Origin of the sequence: Borrelia puertoricensis, assembly GCF_023035875.1 — a bacterium.
In the GTDB taxonomy this organism is placed as follows: Bacteria; Spirochaetota; Spirochaetia; order Borreliales; family Borreliaceae; genus Borrelia; species Borrelia puertoricensis.
Genome location: NZ_CP075379.1, coordinates 1 through 16,298, shown reverse-complemented (window position 1 = coordinate 16,298; position 16,298 = coordinate 1). Strand labels below are relative to the sequence as shown.

The following is a 16,298-nucleotide window of genomic DNA, read 5'->3' as shown; positions in this document are numbered from 1 at the left end:
TATTGTTTTATAAAAGATATGATTGTTAATTATATAAAGCTTATATGCTTGATGGTTTTTCTCTTTTTTTATATTTGGTTCTTTATTGTTTTAAAGATGAAAAGAACTAATTTGGTATTACTGGAAAAAATTAAAAATGGTGCAAAAATATTAGATATTAGATCTCCTAAAGAGTATAGTAAATCTCATTATGCAAAATCAATCAATATTCCTTTTAAGGATTTGTTTGCTAAAAAAGATAAGTTAGGTAATATTGAAACTCAAATAATAATTTATGGTAAAAGTTTTAACAAATCTATTGAGGCTAAGAAAATTTTAAAAGGATTAGGCTTTAATAATGTATTTGTTGCAGGAACTTTAAAAAATATGCCTAAATTGCCTAGTTCTAAAGAAGAGGTTAATGGTTAAGATTATCGGAATAACAGGTGGATCTGGGAGTGGGAAAACTACAGTTGTTAATAAAATTAGTGAAGTTATTCCTGAATTTGTTCTTATATCGCAAGATAATTATTATAAAAGTGTAGGTGATTATGAATATGAATTTTTAGATGTTAATTTTGATCATCCAGATGCTTTTGATAACAATTTGTTTTATAAGCACTTAAAGAAACTAAAAGAAAATAAGTTAATTCATATGCCTCTTTATGATTTTATTAATCATAAAAGAAAAGATGAAACCGTTGAAATAGTTCCAACCCCTGTTGTTATTGTTGAAGGTATTATGATTTTTGTTGAAGAGAGAGTGCGCAATTTGATAGATTTAAAGATATATATTGATACGCCTAACGATATTAGATTTATTAGGAGACTTGAACGAGATATGTCTAAGAGAGGGCGTACATTGAAATCCGTTATTGAACAGTATTTAAATACTACTAGGGCAGGATATTATAGGTTTATAGAACCTACCAAGGAATATGCTGACCTTATTATTCCTGAAGGAGGACATAATGATAAAGCCCTTTATGTTCTCTCATCTTTCTTAAGGACTCTTGGGAAAGAGAGTTCAGGTTTTTTTTAAAGCAATGAAATTGGGTAATAATCTATTTCAATATACGTATCTCTCGTTAATTTTATTTTTTCTTTTGTGTAACGTATTAGCTTTTCAAGTAAATTGAATGATTTTGATAAATATATTATGTTATACCTATAGTGTTTGGATATTTTTGACATGGGTGCTTTTGATGGGCCAATATATTCGATTTTATCATTTAATAATTCTTTAGATATTTCAAAAAATTCTAAACATTTATGTCTAGCAGCTTCTTGTTTTTTACTTTTAACTACTATTCTAATAATTTTTTTAAAAGGAGGGTAATTTAATTCTTTTCGAATTTTTATTTCTTCTTTATAAAATTCTTCATATTTGCCCTCATATGCGTATTTTATAGGATAATAATCCGGATTTTTTGTTTGAATAATAATTGTGTTATCACTTTGGAATCTTGCAGCTCTGCCTAGTACTTGTGAAATTATTGCAAAAATTCTTTCACTACTTCTAAAATCAGGTAAACCCATTCCAATATCTGCATTAATGATACCTAGTGTTTTGATCTGTTTAAAATTAAAACCTTTTGCAATGATTTGTGTTCCAATTAAGATATCTAATTGTCCATTTTCAAATGCATTTATTGATTGAATAATTTCTTTTTTATTAAGATCAGAGTCTGTTCTTGCTATTCTTGCATTCGGCAAAAAATTTTTTAATTCTCTTTCAATAAATTGAATCCCATATGTTTTGTATATGATGTCTTGTGAGTTACAATTAGGACAATTGTTTATTATTTTTGTTTTGTAATTACAGTAATGACAGATGAGCTTATTTTCGCTTTTATGGTAAATTAAATTGAAAGAACAATGTGGACAGTAAATTATATATTCACAGATCTTGCATTCAAGTGTTTTTGAATATCCTCTTTTATTGATAAATATTAGTGCTTGTCTTTTATCAATTAAACTTTTTTGTATGCTGTAAAGCAATTCTGAAGATATTATTTGGCGTTCTTTATTCATGTCTATTATTTTAAGTTCTTTGAATGTTCTTTCAAAAAATTTATTTTTTAAAACCATTTTTTTTATTTGATTATTTTCCATAGCAAGATATGCTTCAAGTGATGGCGTTGCACTTCCCATTACAAATTTGGCATTAAATGTGCTTTGTAGAAAAAATCCTATGTGTCTTGAATGAAATCTTGGAGTATTTTCAGATTTATATGTGTATTCATGTTCTTCGTCCATTATTATTAACCCTAAATTCTTAAATGGCAACATTAATGCGCTCTTAACACCAATTATAATTAAATTTTCTCCATTCTTGACTTTATTCCATATTAAGGTTTTCATTGAATTTGATACTTTTGAGTTATATTCATAGACTTTATTTGTACTTAGATTTGATTTGATTCTTTGAATTATTTGATAGCCCAGAGAAATTTCGGGAATTAAGAAAATTATTTGTTTTTTTTGTTCCAAATAGCTTTCGCATAGTTTAATAAATATTTCTGTTTTTCCAGAGCCGGGGACACCAAATAAGTAAAATGTATTTTGTATGTTTGATTCAATAATTTCTTTATAAATATTATTTTGTTCGTCATTTAATTGAATGGGTAGTTTATAGCTTAAATTTTTATTGTCATTATTTTTTATTTCTTTATTTGAAGTTGAAATTTTAGGTAATCCACAAAATAGAGTTTCTCCAAATCCAGAAAATGTTTTTTGACTAATCCAGTGTGCAAGATTGATGTTATGTTCTATTATTATTGCATTCTCGTCAATGACTTTTATTATATCTTTTATTTCAAACGTGAAATTTTCCCTAAGTTCTTCCTTGGCATATCTTTTAATTATTATTCCAATTGTGTCTTTTCCATTAAAATTTGTTATTACTCTTATTCCTGTTTTTAATTTTAAGTTGTACTTATAAAAAAAAAGTCTATTTACGGGAATATTAAACGCAATTTCATAGTAAAAATTGTGTTCTGAGTTTTTATCCATATTTTATTATACCTTTTATGATTTTTAAGTCTTGCCAGATTTCTTTTTTGAGTTCTGGATTTGTTAATTGGTTTTTAGGGAGATATGTAAATACTATTGGAATTCCTTTAAAGTTTAATTCAAATCCTCTCACAATTTGGATTCTTAAGTGTTGGTTTAAGAATAATGCTACCTCTTCACATGCAAGAATTGCTTTAGGTTGTTGGTTGTTAATCTCTAATGTTAAAGTGTTAGGATTATCTATTATTTTGTAATTTAATATTTTAATACTTTCACACCATTTTTTTACTATTATTTTTGCATTTTGATTTAGATGTTTTTTATCTATATATATTATTAATAAACTTTTTTTGTCATTTTTATTTATTTTGTATCCTATTGATTTTATTAATCTATTATTTTCTTTTGTATCTTTTTGTTCTGTGTGTTTTAAAATTTTTATGTTTCTAGCTTTAATTATTTGATTTTTGAGTTTCTCAAATTCTTCTTGTTTGCTATAAATATTTTCCGATATATTGTTTTTAAGTATTCTGAGAAGTATCAATTTTTTAAGCAATTTGCTTTTATTCATAAAAAACCTTATCTAAAAATAAAGCTTTAGCAGGTGCTGTTTTTCTTGTAAATTTTCTATTTTTTGAGTTTAAAATTTTTTTAAAAGTATCAACAGGTTCATTTTTTATCTCTATATCGATCATTGCTCCTACTATTGATCTTACCATTTTCCATAAAAATGAGGATCCTATTATTTCAAAGATTATAAATTTATTTTTTTTCTTAAATCTAGCAGAATAAATTTCTTTCAATTTTGAGTTTGTTTGGTCTCTTTTGCATGCAAAGGTAGTAAAATCATGTATTCCAATTAGCATTTTAGCCATTTCATTTAGTCTATTAATATTTAATTTTTTCTTTACATAATAAGCCTGATATCCTTCCCAAGGATAGTGTTTTTCATTGTTGAGTATATAATAGCTATATTTTCTTCCCTTGGCATCAAATCTAGGTTGAAATTTATCTTCTACATACTTTAATTTTATTATTCTAATATCATCCTTTAATAGGGAATTTATAGCTGTCTTTAGATTTTTAAGCTTAATATTTATTTTTATATAAAAAGATATTATTTGTCCTCTTGCATGTACTCCTTTATCTGTTCTTCCTGCTGAATGAATTTTAATCTTTGTTTTACTTATTTTCTCTAATACCTTTTCAATTTCTCCTTGAATTGTTGGTTTTTTTGGTTGGATTTGAAATCCATAATATGATGAACCGTCATATGTTATTTCTGCAAGTACTTTTTTCATTTATTTAAAAGTTTTTATTTCTTTTGAAATTTTAAAATAAACTTCTTTTATTTTATTTAAAAGTATTGAAGGTTTTTCTTTTGATGATTTTCCCATTCCGGTTATTTTAGATAGTAGAGTTTTTATCTCAGTTAATTGATTGTATCTGTATTGTTTATCTTCTTTATTACCATAAAAATATTCTAGTAAACTTGATAGGTATAAAACACTGTCATATCCATAATTTTTATCTGTATCAGGACCAAATACTATTTCAGCGTTAATTGGTTCTGAATTGTTTTGCTCTTTTTCGATTGTTAATTTATAAAGGTATGCTGCTTTATGATAAAATATTTTTTGCAAATAGTTATAGTTTTGATTTGGATATTCTTTGTCTAGATCTTCAAAAATCCATGCCGATCTTATTGCACATTTTGCTTGATTAAAAGTTGGATTATGAGTTTTATCCAGATGTTCATAACACATTATAGCAAGGATATAACTAGCAGCTCCTTCTTGAAGTCTTCTTGGTTCATTAAAATTTAGGTTGTCTTCAAAAATTGAGTTTATTTCTTTACGTTCATCAGTACGGATGATTAGAATTTGTTTTATTCTGTTGTTAATAAGTGCTATTGCATTGAACTCATTTGGGAATGCAGCCAGATAACAATTGGGACATACTGTTATTGAATATATCCTGGGATAAATGTTGCCATATTTTTCATTTTTTATATACTCTCTCTTTAAATCAACTTTTAACTCCCCAGCTATTAATCTGCTACTTCCTGTTAATAGTTCTTCTTTCCTAAATTTGTGTTTGCATAAAGGACATTCAATTTCGTATTTTGTCAAATATGATATTTTTTTCATAAATTAATTCTCTACTATTACAAACGCAATAGCATACTCCCTTTCATGTGAAATTGTCAAGTATAATTTTAGGTTCATTTGGTTAATCAAAGTTTTAATATCATTGTGTAACTTAAATATTATGTTACCTTTTGGTAAGCTTATAATTTCAATGTCTTTAAGTGAATATTTTATTTTGATATCTATTAGTGGGCTTAGCGCTTTAATTAATGATTCCTTTGCTGAAAATTTACCAGCTAAACTTTCTAAAGCCCCTTGTCCTTTCATTTCTGAATTTTCAATTTCTCTTTGTGTAAAAAATCTTTCTAATTTTTTTCTATTTTGTAAAAAACTATTAAATCTTGTAACTTTGATTATATCACATCCTATTGATTTCGTCATTTTATTGCTCTGTTGGGATTACTTCAATCTTTATTGTTTTAGGTTCATATTCATACACTTCTATGCCATTAGTGTTATTTTTAAGTATTATATCTGTGTTAATATTATAAATTCCAGGAGTTGCAATTTGACTTAAATCGAGATTGAGATTAATATTTTTGTTAGCTATATGCATTTTAATTATCTTTTCTGAGAGTCCGCTTCTTATCTTAATAAACATCTCATTTTCTGGGTCTAGGATTTTTTCTTTGTTTTTTATTTCCAGTCCATTTTTTAGGTTATTGAAAATTAAATTTGGGTTTTTTATTGTTGTATGTATATATTTTTTACCTAGTGTAATATTGACTATTACGTGATTTTTGTCAAGAGTTATTAGTGGGTTTGGAGAGATTACTTCTAGGTGTTCTGAAATAAATACAGTATTTATATCGAGTTCTTTTATTTTGGTTTTGATTGACTTTGTTGTCTTGATTACTTTTTCAGGACCATGTATTTTTAATTTTTCAGGTACTATATTATATTTGGCAATGAAATATTCCCCTTTACCCTCTTTATCCTCTTTTTCAAGTAATTTAAATTTGGGTTCAACTTTGACTAATTTTGAGATTTTTTTATCAATGTTTAGTGTAATTTTATTTTTTGAAAGCTTATATTCAACAATAGGTATGGGATTAAAGTTTTTGATCTTTATTGGCAGTTCATATTCACCAGCTTCTTTTATGTTATTGGCTTCAACTAATAAGGTTATTCGGTCAAGATCTAAATATTTTAAGTCTTTTTTGTTGATTTTGACTGTAAGTAACAATTTATTAAAATCAGGTATTTTACCTAGTGTAACTTCATCTTCTAATAAAATATTAAATTTTTTTTCTATTGTGATTGATTCTATACTATTAAAGTAAGATGTCGTGAACATAATAATAGCTATTAGGATAGAAATAGCTTTATTTTGCCAATCTTCAAATAATAATTTTATTATATTCATAAGTTTTTTAGTTATAATCATTATTCATTCTATTAATGCAAGATTTAATTTTTTTTTGATTTCATTTAAGCTTAAATTATATTCTAATTTTCCGTTTTGTGTGAGTGAAATAGAACCAGTTTCTTCAGATGTTATTATTGTTATTGCGTCTGAATTTTCAGAAATTCCAAGCCCTGCTCTGTGTCTTGTTCCAAAGGTTTTGCTGATAGATTCGACATTAGATAATGGTAGAAAAGAACTAGCATAAACTATTTTGTTATTGCTAATTATTACTGCTCCATCATGTAAAGGTGTTTCATAATCAAAAATTGATATTAATATTTCATTAGATATAATTGAATCTAATTTTATGCCTTTATTTATTATTTGATCTAATTGTATTTTTTTTTCTATGCAGATTAAGCTACCAGATTTATTTTCTGATAAATGTTTAACTGCTTTTATTATCTCGACAATAGTTTTGGTAGTTTCTTCTTTGTTATTTGCAAGTTTAAAAGATAAATTAAAATTTCCAATTTGCATAATTATTTTTTTTATTTCTTGATGAAATAGTATAAGCATTGCAATTGGCAATATGTTTGCTATGTAATTTAATAGCCAATTTATTGTGTATAAGTTGAAATAATAAGATACGATACCAATAGATGTAATGATGATCATTCCTTTGAGTAAATTTACAGAATAAGAATTAATGACATTTTTATAGATATAATAAACTAAAATGCTGATTAAACTTATATCTAATACTTTAGATGTAATATCTTTTATTTGATTTATACTACTTATATCTATCATAATCATTTTTATTCAATATATACTTATATATGGTATTATCTTACCATATATAAGTATATATTATAATACGAGTTAATGTTGATTTAAATTTATTTTTTGTTTATGGGTAGAAAAGAAAAGATTATAGCTTTGATATTTGATTTTGATGACACTTTAATTTATGGTAATATGCAACAGGTACTTTTTGATGAGTATAATGTTGATGCTAGTTTATTTTGGAGTGAAGTTGAAAATTTATCTATTACTTATAATAAAAATTATTGTAATATCATTGCTAATGAAATGATATATTTGTCACATTTTTTAACATATGTCAGGGAAGGTATTTTTAAAGGTTTAAATAATAAAATATTATTTGAATTGGGCTCAAAATTGAGATTTTTTGAAGGAGTTCTTTCTTTGTTTAAAGAAATCGATGAAATAAATCGAAGTTTAAAGAAGTCAGCTACTGTGATAAATATTTATGTTGTTTCAAGTGGTTTTAGGCAGATGATTTTGGGAAGTAGTATTGCTCCTTATGTTACTAAGGTTTGGGCTTGTGAATTTATAGACACATACCTTATGCCTTTTTATCAGAATTTAGATAATAAATTTTCAGAAAATGTTGTTTTAAGTAGCGTATGTTATTTCGTAGATCATACAATAAAAACCCGGGTAATTTTCGAGCTAAATAAGGGATCTTATGATAAAATTAATAAGAGGATTCCTAAAGGTAGAAGAGAGATTCCTTTTGAAAATATGTTTTATATTGCAGATGGTTTTAATGATATTCCAGCCTTTGAAATTTTGAATAACAGCTTAAATCATTATAAAAATACGTTGACGGTTTATCATGGCAATGATGAGAATGCTAAGAGGCTAGTTAAAGAGAAAAGAGTAGGGGATTTAGCCGAAGCTAATTATAGTAAGGGAACTAAGTTATATAATTGGATAATGGAAAAGATTCATTTAAATATATAAATTGATTTTAAATTTTGGCAAATATTCGTGAGTGAATATTGATTTTGTTTTTAAATATTTTTCATAATAATTAAGATATATTGAAGGAGCAATGAGATGTCTTTAGAGCTAAAATCAACTGATAGATTAAAGTTTGTTAAATTACAGTCTGTGTTTTATGTTGTAGCTTTGATTGTAATGTTAATTGCTATTTTAAAAATAGCACAAACAATATTTAAACCTTTAGCTATTGCGGTGGTTCTTGGGTTTTTGGTATATCCCATTTATACTTTTCTTAAAAAACTAAAGATCCCAAGAGTTTTAATAGTTTTTGTAATTTTTTTTGTTCTTTTTCATTTTCTTATTTGGTTTTTAGTTTTGTTTATTATAGTGTTACTGTATTAATTGATCAATTACCTTATTATCAGAAGCAGTTAATTTTTATTATGGTAGATATTCTTGAAAAATATAAGTTAGATAGTGATATTATTAGCAATATAGATTTTTCTAAATATATTTATCCTTTTTTAACTCGGATATCTAATGAGATTATTGGATTTGCAAGTAGTTTGGTTGTATTATTTTTATTGTTATATTTTTTACTATCAGAAATACACATTTTTGATATCAAGGTTAAAAATGCTTTTAAACAATCTGTTTCGAGTATATTTATTGAGGCTTTAAGTACAATAAATAATCAGATTAGTAAGTATCTGGGAATAAAGCTCTTTGTTAGTTGTCTTACAGGGTTTTTAGTGTTTATAGGTTTAAAGTTGTTTGGACAAGATTTTCCTCGTGTATGGGGGGTTCTTACATTTGTTTTTAATTTTATTCCAAGTATAGGTTCAATTTTGGCGGTTTTTTTTATTGTGATAGCTGCTTTAGTACAGTTTTATCCTAATTTAAATTTGGTTTTTTATATATTTATATATAATACATTTGTTCAAATGTTGATTGGGAATATTCTTGAGCCTAAGATGCAAGGACATAGGCTTGATCTTTCTCCTTTTTTACTGCTTTGTTTTCTTTTCTTTTGGGGATGGCTTTGGGGTATTGTGGGACTTTTAATAGCCTATCCTTTTACAGTGATTATAAAAGTAATAGTAGATAATATAGTGTGTTTAAAACCTTTTTCTGTGTTTTTAAGTGGTTCAAAGATCTTAAGTGTTGATAATAATAAGGAGAGTTAGGTTTGCAGAGAAAAGTTATGCTTACAGGGGATAGACCTACAGGCTCTCTTCATTTAGGGCATTATGTTGGGTCTATTGTTAATAGATTAAAGTATCAGGAGGAATATGAGACTTATATTATTATAGCGGATTTGCATACTCTTACTACAAAACCAGATTTAAAAAGCATTAATGAAATATCTGTTAATGTTAGAGAAATGGTTTTGGATTATTTGGCGTGTGGGATTAATCCTGAAAAAGTTAATATCTATTTGCAATCAGCTATACCTGAGCTTTTAGAGTTAAATTTAGTACTATCAATGATTGTAATGGTTAATCGTTTGCAAAGGATTCCTAGTATCAAGGACATGAGTATTGCTGCTGGACTATCTGAGATTCCTTATGGACTTTTGGGTTATCCTGTTCTTATGAGTGCGGATATTTTGATGACAAAGGCTAATTTAGTTCCAGTTGGACGTGATAATGAGGCTCATATTGAACTTACAAGAGAACTTGCTAGGAAATTTAATTATCTTTATGGAGATTTTTTTCCAATCCCTGAAGCTGTCTTTACAGATTCTCAGGCTCTTGTGGGAATTTATGGCAAGGTTAAGATGAGTAAAAGTTTTGGTAATGCGATATTTTTAAGTGATGATGAGGAATTATTGCGTAAGAAAGTTATGTCTATGTTTACAGATCCAAAAAGAGTGAGAGCAGATATACCAGGAGAAGTTGATGGTAATCCTGTTTTTATTTATCATGATCTTTTTAATAGTAATATTGATGAGCTTTATGAGTTTAAAACTAGGTATAGGAAGGGTACAATTGGAGATGTTGAAGTTAAAGAGAGGCTTTTTGAGGTTTTAAATCAATTTTTAATACCAATTAGAGAGAGAAGAAAATTTTTTAAAGCTAAAAAGGGTTATATTGATGAAATAATATTTGAAGGGACAAGTAAAACTAGAAAAGTTGCAGTAGAAGTTATAAAAAATGCTAAAAATTTGATGGGTATATCAAAGACGTGGGATGGGGTTAGAAGAAATGTAGAGAAAATTTTAAAAAATAATCCAAGTATGTAAGTTGTACCGCGTAATTAACCATAAGAAATCAATTTGTTTGAATTTTGTGTCATAATTTCTGTATGTTAATTAGGTTAAAGAGTTAGCCGAGTGTATTAAATCTGTATGAAAATCTAAGAGAGGATATAGTAAATCATTATGTTCAGATATGACCTCACTTAATACTCTAAATATTGGTTCCGTTTTTGAGCCACGGAACCATAAACTAGCAATTATTTCATGTTTATTATTTTTAAATAAAACTTTAAGCCCTCCTGATGAGTCACCTGTTCTAGATAGAGTTTGTTTAATACCCTCATAATTTATAATTTCATAATTATGTATTGGTAGTTTTTGTAATACGGTATTATTGTTGAATTCTTTTTCTAATAATTTTTCATAGTTGGTTTTTAGTATTTCTTGATTTTTTGCTTTTATTTTAAGCATGGCTTTTTCTGATGATACTTCTACATTGCTATAAAAATTGATTGTCTTTAATATGTCCTCAAGAGTATAGTGTTCATTATATGAATTATTAGATATTGAACACCATATTTTGTAAAGATTTTTGATTTTAAGCAATTTTATGATGCTAAAGAGAGTTGTTAGTGGGTCTCTTACTTTTGAAGGGTATGTAATATTTCCCCCATTTGATCCTTCTCCCAAAATTTTTACTATTAATCCTTTATTTCGTAAAAGGTCAGCCATTTCTGTTAAGTTAGCTTCACCAACTTCCACTCTATAAACTTTTGTGTTAAATAACGAGGCTATTTTTTCAATGTTTAGTGAGGTTGCATCATTAACTACGACAGCTAAATTGTCTTTAATTCCCGTATGGTAAAGATAGCTAAGCTCTGAGAGTACTGAGAGTGCAAATATTTTTTGTGGTGTAATGATACTCGCTTGTTCTTTTTTTAAAATTGCGACCAAATTGCCTCTGTCTCCATCACAATCAGGGACATATCCTAATTTGAAAGAATTGTCATTCTTAAATTTTTGTTCTAATATTTGTTTGCACATGTTTAAAGATGTCCCTTCAGGAGTCATTCCATGTTTAAAGATACCAATTTCTGTGTTATGAAATTCCAATTTTATTCCCAAAGATTCAATCATTTCCCTATCAATTGAATTAATGCGAGAACTACCATTCATCTCTCCTATGATTCCTATAGGTTCTTTTTTTATAGTCTTTTTTAGTATGTCAATGTTTTTTTGATTATGTGTATCTGAATATATTATTTGTTGCATTAATGACTTATATGAGTTATAAGATTGTGTTTTATGTCTAGCCTGTGAAGTGATAATTGCTTCATATGTTTTTAATTGCATAGCATTGGTATTAAACTTTTGTAAGCCTGTTATTAGATTGTTTATTAAAGTTTCATTTTCAATGTTGGATCTGATCTGACGTATTATTTTATTTGTTTCATTTGAATTTAGCACTCCTCCATCATTTAATCCAATTTTAATGCCATTATATCCTGTAGGATTATGACTGGCAGAAATGTATATAAATCCTTTTGAATTTTGATTTTCTTTTGTATAGGCTAAGATTTCTGGTATTGGGAGTATTCCAAAAAAATTTACACTGTTATTATTTAAAATTAAGGTTTTAATTATTATCTCTGAGATTATATTTCCTGTTGCTCTTGAATCTAATCCAACATTGATGTATTTTCTTGGTTTATCTTTAAAATAATTTGATATTGTAAAGGTTATAAGAGCAACCAATATTTTGTCGTCATCATTTATTTCATATTCTATTGAATTTTCATTTTTTGATTTTGCAAATATCTTTCTAAATCCTGAATGAGAAAGTATCATTTCATTAATAGCATCTCTTAGATTTGTCATATTTAATGTATACCCTTTTAGCATATTTTTCTGTTCATTAGTATATTTTATTTAATATTTGTCTTTATTTGTAGTACTATGATTATAGTAACATATTCTATTACAATAGACATTATTTATTGCTTTTCTTATGTTTACTAAGGAAGCGTGTGGTTGAAGGTGTGTCTAGGGCTTCAGTGTTTGCGTTCTTAGAGAGAGTAGCAATTATTTGTATTAATCTTGCTTCATAGTTTTATATGTATAATCTAAGCTCAAATGTTTATTCTTGGCAAATTCTATACGATCATTATTATTCTTTATCTTAATATCAATACTAGATATTTCACCTTCAATTATTCTCTCTTTACTAGAGAGTAGCTTACGAATCCCTTCTTCCTTTTCTCCTTGACTTTTTTTAATACTTACAACAGTATACCTAAGTATACCTAATAGTATCTTCAAACATCAAGCTAAAAAAACTCTCAAAACTCATCCATGAACTTACAGATTTTGTTACAAGTCCTATAATTATTACATGAGAGAAATTGAGAATGCAACCAAAGAGAATAAGATTTTGTTTAATCAAAGGGATGAGCATTTACAATCTTTAAGGGATTTGCGTTTTAAACTTAGTAATTTGATTGAAATAACAGCTATAAATAATAATCGCATTAAAGCGGCTAATGTTTTGAATGGGACGTCTGTTGTTATTGCTAGTGATGATTATCTTAATATAATTTTTGTTTATTCATTACTATTATTGTCTGTATGTCTAGATATATTTTTAGCAATGGTATTTTGTATAATACAGAATGCTTATCATAAGTTTTACAAACAAAAGTTATTACACTCTGTTCCATTATCTACAAGAAGTAAGGTTAAAAAGGTACAAGGTAGTCGCATTCAGAGTGTAGGAGGGAATAAAAAACCGTCTAAAAGTGTTGATGAATCACTTGAATTTATTGCATCTAATTTAGAATATGATAATCGTACCATAAAGTCTTTGAGGGACATTAAGAGAGATACGAATTTATCGTATTATAGAATAAGGAATTATCTATCGGATTTAATGAATAGAGGTTTGGTTATAAGAGAGAAACAAAGATTGGTACTTAATGTTGATGATATGCTGAATAATAATAGTTAAAAGTTCTAATAGATTTAATATAGAAGTTATAATGAATATAAAAAAGGAGAATTTTAATGGTAAGAGTAAGTATAATGTTTTTTGTTGTGTTTGTGATAAGTTGTGGTTACAATGCAAAAATAAGAGAAGAAGGAAGTTTAGCTCAAAAATTATTTGGAGCTAGGTCAAATAAAATGGTCCATCCTCCTAGTGGTGTCGTTACTCCTCCTGATGTTCCTCCTCCTCCTGATGTTCCTCCTCCTCCTGATGTTCCTCCTCCTCCTGATGTTCCTCCTCCTTCAGGTGAACAAAATGATATAATTGTTGAGCCGATAGATTTCGATTTATTTTTAGAGGATCTAGAAAAACAAGAAGCAACAACGAAAGAGGAAGCTTTAAAACAATTTTATGAAGCAAGAGAAGAGCTTTATACATTTAGACATGATATTAAACGTTATGAACCTGTTAATCATGCAGGAAAAGGTTTTCCGTTTTTGGTCTTTGATAATATATTTGACGTAAGAGAATGGGGATATAGTTTCAATGAAGAAATTATTTATGCTTCTATGAGGTATCATCCTGCGCTTATTTATGCTGTAGCATTTGCAATATATACAATGTATCCCCCTCGTAGTGTTTCTGAGTCCGCTTATCGTAGTATGGATGCATCAGAGAGGTTGAGGCTATATAATCGATATCGGCCTGCTATTAGAGATTTATTGAATATGTTAGGCAGAATGTCATGTTCTACTTTATTTCCCTTAAGTGGTAAATTTGCGGAGCCGAGAAATCGCCTTATTTTTGACAAATATTCGACTACGGAAGAAGTTATAAATCTTACGCAGAAAGTAAGAGAATATAGTATCTTGATAGGTTCTGTATCGCATATTCTTCTTGTTCTGACAAATTATAATTTGTCGAAAGAAGAAATGACAGCAGAAAGATTTTACAAGGTATTTAATAGACTGATCAATAGTAAAAATGGTAATGATGCAGTTATAGAGGTTGAAAAAAGAGGAAAAGAGATTGGTGATTTGTTGCAAGAGATATTCTATAGAGGAGAAAAACTAGAATAGGAAGAAGAAATGAAAAGAATAGAAGAAAAGAATATGATGAAAAAGAGGAAGAATAAATAGAAAGAATGGGATAGAAGTAGTAAGCAATAAATCATTTAATGAATAAAGTTTTTGTTATAAGACATTTATAACAAAATGGGTAGCATGGTAAGAGAATGATTAAGTTTTTATATGTTATAATATGGATATTATGAAAATGTTGAGCATTTTTTGGGAAGGTAAGGTGGTGTTTATGAAACAAGTATTAATTTTAATGTTATTTTTTGTTTGTATTGTTGTTAGTTTTGCCCAAAGTTATGATGAGATTGCTTCTGATACTGTAGCTACTGAAGGTAATATGGATAACAAGTTGTTGATTTATGAACTTCATAAACAAAATACTTTAGTGCCTTTTTTATTGAATTTTTTTGTGGGTTTTGGTACAGGTTCATTCATGCAAGGAAATTTTACTGGTGGATTACTGATTTTAGGATTTGATATGTTGGGTGTAGGTTTGATTAGTGGTGGTATATATTCTCTTTCTCAATATAAAGGTATTGAAACACCAACGTTTGCATTATCTTTGGTGTCTTTAGGTGGAATTACTTTATTTATAACACGAATTGTTGAGATAATAAGTCCCTTTACATATGCGTCTAGTTATAATAGGAAACTTCGAGAAAAATTGGGTATATCTTTGGGAGGATTTAAGCCCCAATTTGAAGTAAATTTCAACGAAAATGCTGGTTTGTCGTTTGAACTTGCTTTTACTAAGAAGTATTGATTATAAAATGTAAAATAAAATTTGAGTATAGTTTTAATATGTTTACTTACGGTTACCTTGTAATAAGGTAACCGTATTGAATATGTAATTCTTAAATTTTTGTTGAAATTATGCTTTATTTTATAAAGTTGCAATATAATGACATATTATGATCCTTATACATCAATTAAATGAAATGTATATTATGGGACGCAAGGTAAGTTTATTATCAATAGTGTTTTTAGTTTTATTTATTACAAGTTGTAATCATGGTGAAAGTTTAAGAAATATTATCAGTAAGATTAGTAATGATGGTATTGTTGAGGATAATATTGGTAGCGTTCCCTTCAATAGAGATGGTAATAAGGTTTTGGAGCAAGATTTTGAACTTGATGAAATTAAGGAAGAAAATGTTAATGTAGGTCAAGAGGATATAATTTTTGAAGTTCAAAATGAGAAAAAAGATGAAATTGGTTTTAATATACCTTCTTTGGAAAATTTTGATAATGAATTTAAAAAATTGCAATGGTGGTGTGGATATAATGAAAAGACTCTGTCAAATCTTTATAAAATGTCCTTTGCGGCTGGAGATATGGTTGGTAAATTTTATGATATTTGGACTAAATCTATTGAAGAGTATAATAGAGCTGATAAGGCTTTGGATCAAGCTATTTCTGAACTTGCTCAAATTAAGAATTCTGTATCCGTTGAAGATAATAAGGATAATAGAATTTTTGATGCTGAAAAAAAATTGGATGTTGCTATTGACGCTTGGAAAAAAGCAGGAGAAGTTAAACAAAAAGCTGAGGAAGACTGTAGGGCTGCTGATGATTATGCCAGAAAGATTGAGGCAACCATTGAGGTTTTGCTTAGATCTTTAAAAAATATATAGGGAGAAGAATTGGAGGAAAAAGGATTAAAAGAAGAGATACAAGAATTATGGAATAGGTTAGAAAGTTTATTTCGATTTTATTTGTTTGGTTAGCTTTGTATAATGAATGATTTGATATCTAATTTTTCTTATTTCTTATACTAATAAAAACTAAATAT

The 16,298-nt window shown here is 27.3% G+C and carries 17 protein-coding genes and 1 pseudogene; 9 read left to right on the top strand and 9 right to left on the bottom strand.

Going from position 1 to position 16,298, the window contains the following annotated elements:
- Window positions 1-18 precede the first annotated feature (18 nt).
- Together bpuSUM_RS00090 and udk are read left to right on the top strand one after the other, a co-directional pair.
- Window positions 19-408, top strand: coding sequence for a rhodanese-like domain-containing protein (locus tag bpuSUM_RS00090; protein ID WP_421623025.1), 390 nt, complete (start codon window positions 19-21; stop codon window positions 406-408).
- Window positions 401-1,021, top strand: coding sequence for a uridine kinase (gene udk / locus bpuSUM_RS00085; RefSeq protein WP_247065108.1), 621 nt, complete (start codon window positions 401-403; stop codon window positions 1,019-1,021). Before bpuSUM_RS00090 ends, udk begins: the two co-directional genes overlap by 8 nt.
- Here udk and priA read toward each other — a convergent pair.
- The 7 genes from priA to cdaA are packed head-to-tail and all read right to left on the bottom strand — an operon-like array spanning window position 1,018 to window position 7,305.
- Window positions 1,018-2,994 (bottom strand): replication restart helicase PriA, encoded by a 1,977-nt coding sequence (gene priA / locus bpuSUM_RS00080; RefSeq protein WP_247065106.1) that lies wholly within the window; start codon window positions 2,992-2,994, stop codon window positions 1,018-1,020. The two genes, udk and priA, sit on opposite strands and share 4 nt — an antisense overlap.
- Window positions 2,987-3,565, bottom strand: coding sequence for a uracil-DNA glycosylase family protein (locus tag bpuSUM_RS00075; protein ID WP_247065104.1), 579 nt, complete (start codon window positions 3,563-3,565; stop codon window positions 2,987-2,989). The genes priA and bpuSUM_RS00075 overlap by 8 nt, the downstream gene beginning before the upstream one ends.
- Entirely contained in the window at window positions 3,558-4,295 is a 738-nt protein-coding gene (gene truA, locus bpuSUM_RS00070; RefSeq protein WP_247065102.1) for a tRNA pseudouridine(38-40) synthase TruA, read from the bottom strand. Before truA ends, bpuSUM_RS00075 begins: the two co-directional genes overlap by 8 nt.
- Window positions 4,296-5,144, bottom strand: coding sequence for a DUF2225 domain-containing protein (locus bpuSUM_RS00065; protein WP_247065099.1), 849 nt, complete (start codon window positions 5,142-5,144; stop codon window positions 4,296-4,298).
- A gap of 3 nt (window positions 5,145-5,147) precedes the next feature.
- Entirely contained in the window at window positions 5,148-5,525 is a 378-nt protein-coding gene (acpS, locus tag bpuSUM_RS00060) for a holo-ACP synthase (RefSeq protein WP_247065097.1), read from the bottom strand.
- A gap of 1 nt (window position 5,526) precedes the next feature.
- Window positions 5,527-6,531: a YbbR-like domain-containing protein gene (locus bpuSUM_RS00055; protein ID WP_247065095.1), complete on the bottom strand. Its 1,005-nt coding sequence runs from the start codon at window positions 6,529-6,531 to the stop codon at window positions 5,527-5,529.
- Window positions 6,532-6,534: 3 nt separating this feature from the next.
- On the bottom strand, window positions 6,535-7,305 hold the full coding sequence (gene cdaA, locus bpuSUM_RS00050) for a diadenylate cyclase CdaA (RefSeq protein ID WP_247065093.1): 771 nt from the start codon (window positions 7,303-7,305) through the stop codon (window positions 6,535-6,537).
- Between the two features lie 102 nt (window positions 7,306-7,407).
- On the opposite strand from cdaA, the gene bpuSUM_RS00045 reads away from it, so the two are divergent.
- The 3 genes and pseudogenes from bpuSUM_RS00045 (at window position 7,408) to trpS (ending at window position 10,492) form a co-directional block, all read left to right on the top strand.
- A complete protein-coding gene (locus tag bpuSUM_RS00045; RefSeq protein ID WP_247065091.1) occupies window positions 7,408-8,265 on the top strand; it encodes a hypothetical protein in 858 nt (285 codons plus the stop codon).
- Window positions 8,266-8,442: 177 nt separating this feature from the next.
- Window positions 8,443-9,434 (top strand): annotated as a pseudogene (locus tag bpuSUM_RS00040) (AI-2E family transporter).
- A 2-nt stretch (window positions 9,435-9,436) separates the two neighbouring features.
- A complete protein-coding gene (gene trpS, locus bpuSUM_RS00035) occupies window positions 9,437-10,492 on the top strand; it encodes a tryptophan--tRNA ligase (protein WP_247065088.1) in 1,056 nt (351 codons plus the stop codon).
- Between the two features lie 69 nt (window positions 10,493-10,561).
- Here the strand turns inward: trpS and bpuSUM_RS00030 are convergent, their stop codons facing one another.
- Both bpuSUM_RS00030 and bpuSUM_RS00025 read right to left on the bottom strand, forming a co-directional pair.
- Window positions 10,562-12,349, bottom strand: coding sequence for a phosphoglucomutase (locus bpuSUM_RS00030; protein ID WP_247065086.1), 1,788 nt, complete (start codon window positions 12,347-12,349; stop codon window positions 10,562-10,564).
- A 189-nt stretch (window positions 12,350-12,538) separates the two neighbouring features.
- Window positions 12,539-12,766, bottom strand: coding sequence for a hypothetical protein (locus tag bpuSUM_RS00025; protein ID WP_247065084.1), 228 nt, complete (start codon window positions 12,764-12,766; stop codon window positions 12,539-12,541).
- Window positions 12,767-12,839: 73 nt separating this feature from the next.
- Here bpuSUM_RS00025 and bpuSUM_RS00020 point away from each other — a divergent pair, with 73 nt between their 5' ends.
- The 4 genes from bpuSUM_RS00020 (at window position 12,840) to bpuSUM_RS00005 (ending at window position 16,140) form a co-directional block, all read left to right on the top strand.
- Window positions 12,840-13,451: a hypothetical protein gene (locus tag bpuSUM_RS00020; protein ID WP_247065082.1), complete on the top strand. Its 612-nt coding sequence runs from the start codon at window positions 12,840-12,842 to the stop codon at window positions 13,449-13,451.
- Between the two features lie 56 nt (window positions 13,452-13,507).
- Entirely contained in the window at window positions 13,508-14,506 is a 999-nt protein-coding gene (locus bpuSUM_RS00015; protein WP_247065080.1) for a hypothetical protein, read from the top strand.
- Window positions 14,507-14,738: 232 nt separating this feature from the next.
- Window positions 14,739-15,269, top strand: coding sequence for a P13 family porin (locus tag bpuSUM_RS00010; protein ID WP_247065078.1), 531 nt, complete (start codon window positions 14,739-14,741; stop codon window positions 15,267-15,269).
- Between the two features lie 148 nt (window positions 15,270-15,417).
- Window positions 15,418-16,140 carry a hypothetical protein gene (locus bpuSUM_RS00005; RefSeq protein WP_247065075.1) on the top strand — a complete coding sequence of 241 codons (723 nt, stop codon included), beginning with the start codon at window positions 15,418-15,420 and terminating at the stop codon, window positions 16,138-16,140.
- Window positions 16,141-16,298: the final 158 nt, after the last annotated feature.

Bases quoted from the DNA above. Each gene is read 5' to 3' on its own strand.
- bpuSUM_RS00090 (WP_421623025.1), top strand. From the start codon at position 19: ATGATTGTTAATTATATAAAGCTTATATGCTTGATGGTTTTTCTCTTT.
- udk (WP_247065108.1), top strand. From the start codon at position 401: ATGGTTAAGATTATCGGAATAACAGGTGGATCTGGGAGTGGGAAAACT.
- priA (WP_247065106.1), bottom strand. From the start codon at position 2,994: ATGGATAAAAACTCAGAACACAATTTTTACTATGAAATTGCGTTTAAT.
- bpuSUM_RS00075 (WP_247065104.1), bottom strand. From the start codon at position 3,565: ATGAATAAAAGCAAATTGCTTAAAAAATTGATACTTCTCAGAATACTT.
- truA (WP_247065102.1), bottom strand. From the start codon at position 4,295: ATGAAAAAAGTACTTGCAGAAATAACATATGACGGTTCATCATATTAT.
- bpuSUM_RS00065 (WP_247065099.1), bottom strand. From the start codon at position 5,144: ATGAAAAAAATATCATATTTGACAAAATACGAAATTGAATGTCCTTTA.
- acpS (WP_247065097.1), bottom strand. From the start codon at position 5,525: ATGACGAAATCAATAGGATGTGATATAATCAAAGTTACAAGATTTAAT.
- bpuSUM_RS00055 (WP_247065095.1), bottom strand. From the start codon at position 6,531: ATGATTATAACTAAAAAACTTATGAATATAATAAAATTATTATTTGAA.
- cdaA (WP_247065093.1), bottom strand. From the start codon at position 7,305: ATGATAGATATAAGTAGTATAAATCAAATAAAAGATATTACATCTAAA.
- bpuSUM_RS00045 (WP_247065091.1), top strand. From the start codon at position 7,408: ATGGGTAGAAAAGAAAAGATTATAGCTTTGATATTTGATTTTGATGAC.
- bpuSUM_RS00030 (WP_247065086.1), bottom strand. From the start codon at position 12,349: ATGCTAAAAGGGTATACATTAAATATGACAAATCTAAGAGATGCTATT.
- bpuSUM_RS00020 (WP_247065082.1), top strand. From the start codon at position 12,840: ATGAGAGAAATTGAGAATGCAACCAAAGAGAATAAGATTTTGTTTAAT.
- bpuSUM_RS00015 (WP_247065080.1), top strand. From the start codon at position 13,508: ATGGTAAGAGTAAGTATAATGTTTTTTGTTGTGTTTGTGATAAGTTGT.
- bpuSUM_RS00010 (WP_247065078.1), top strand. From the start codon at position 14,739: ATGAAACAAGTATTAATTTTAATGTTATTTTTTGTTTGTATTGTTGTT.
- bpuSUM_RS00005 (WP_247065075.1), top strand. From the start codon at position 15,418: ATGATCCTTATACATCAATTAAATGAAATGTATATTATGGGACGCAAG.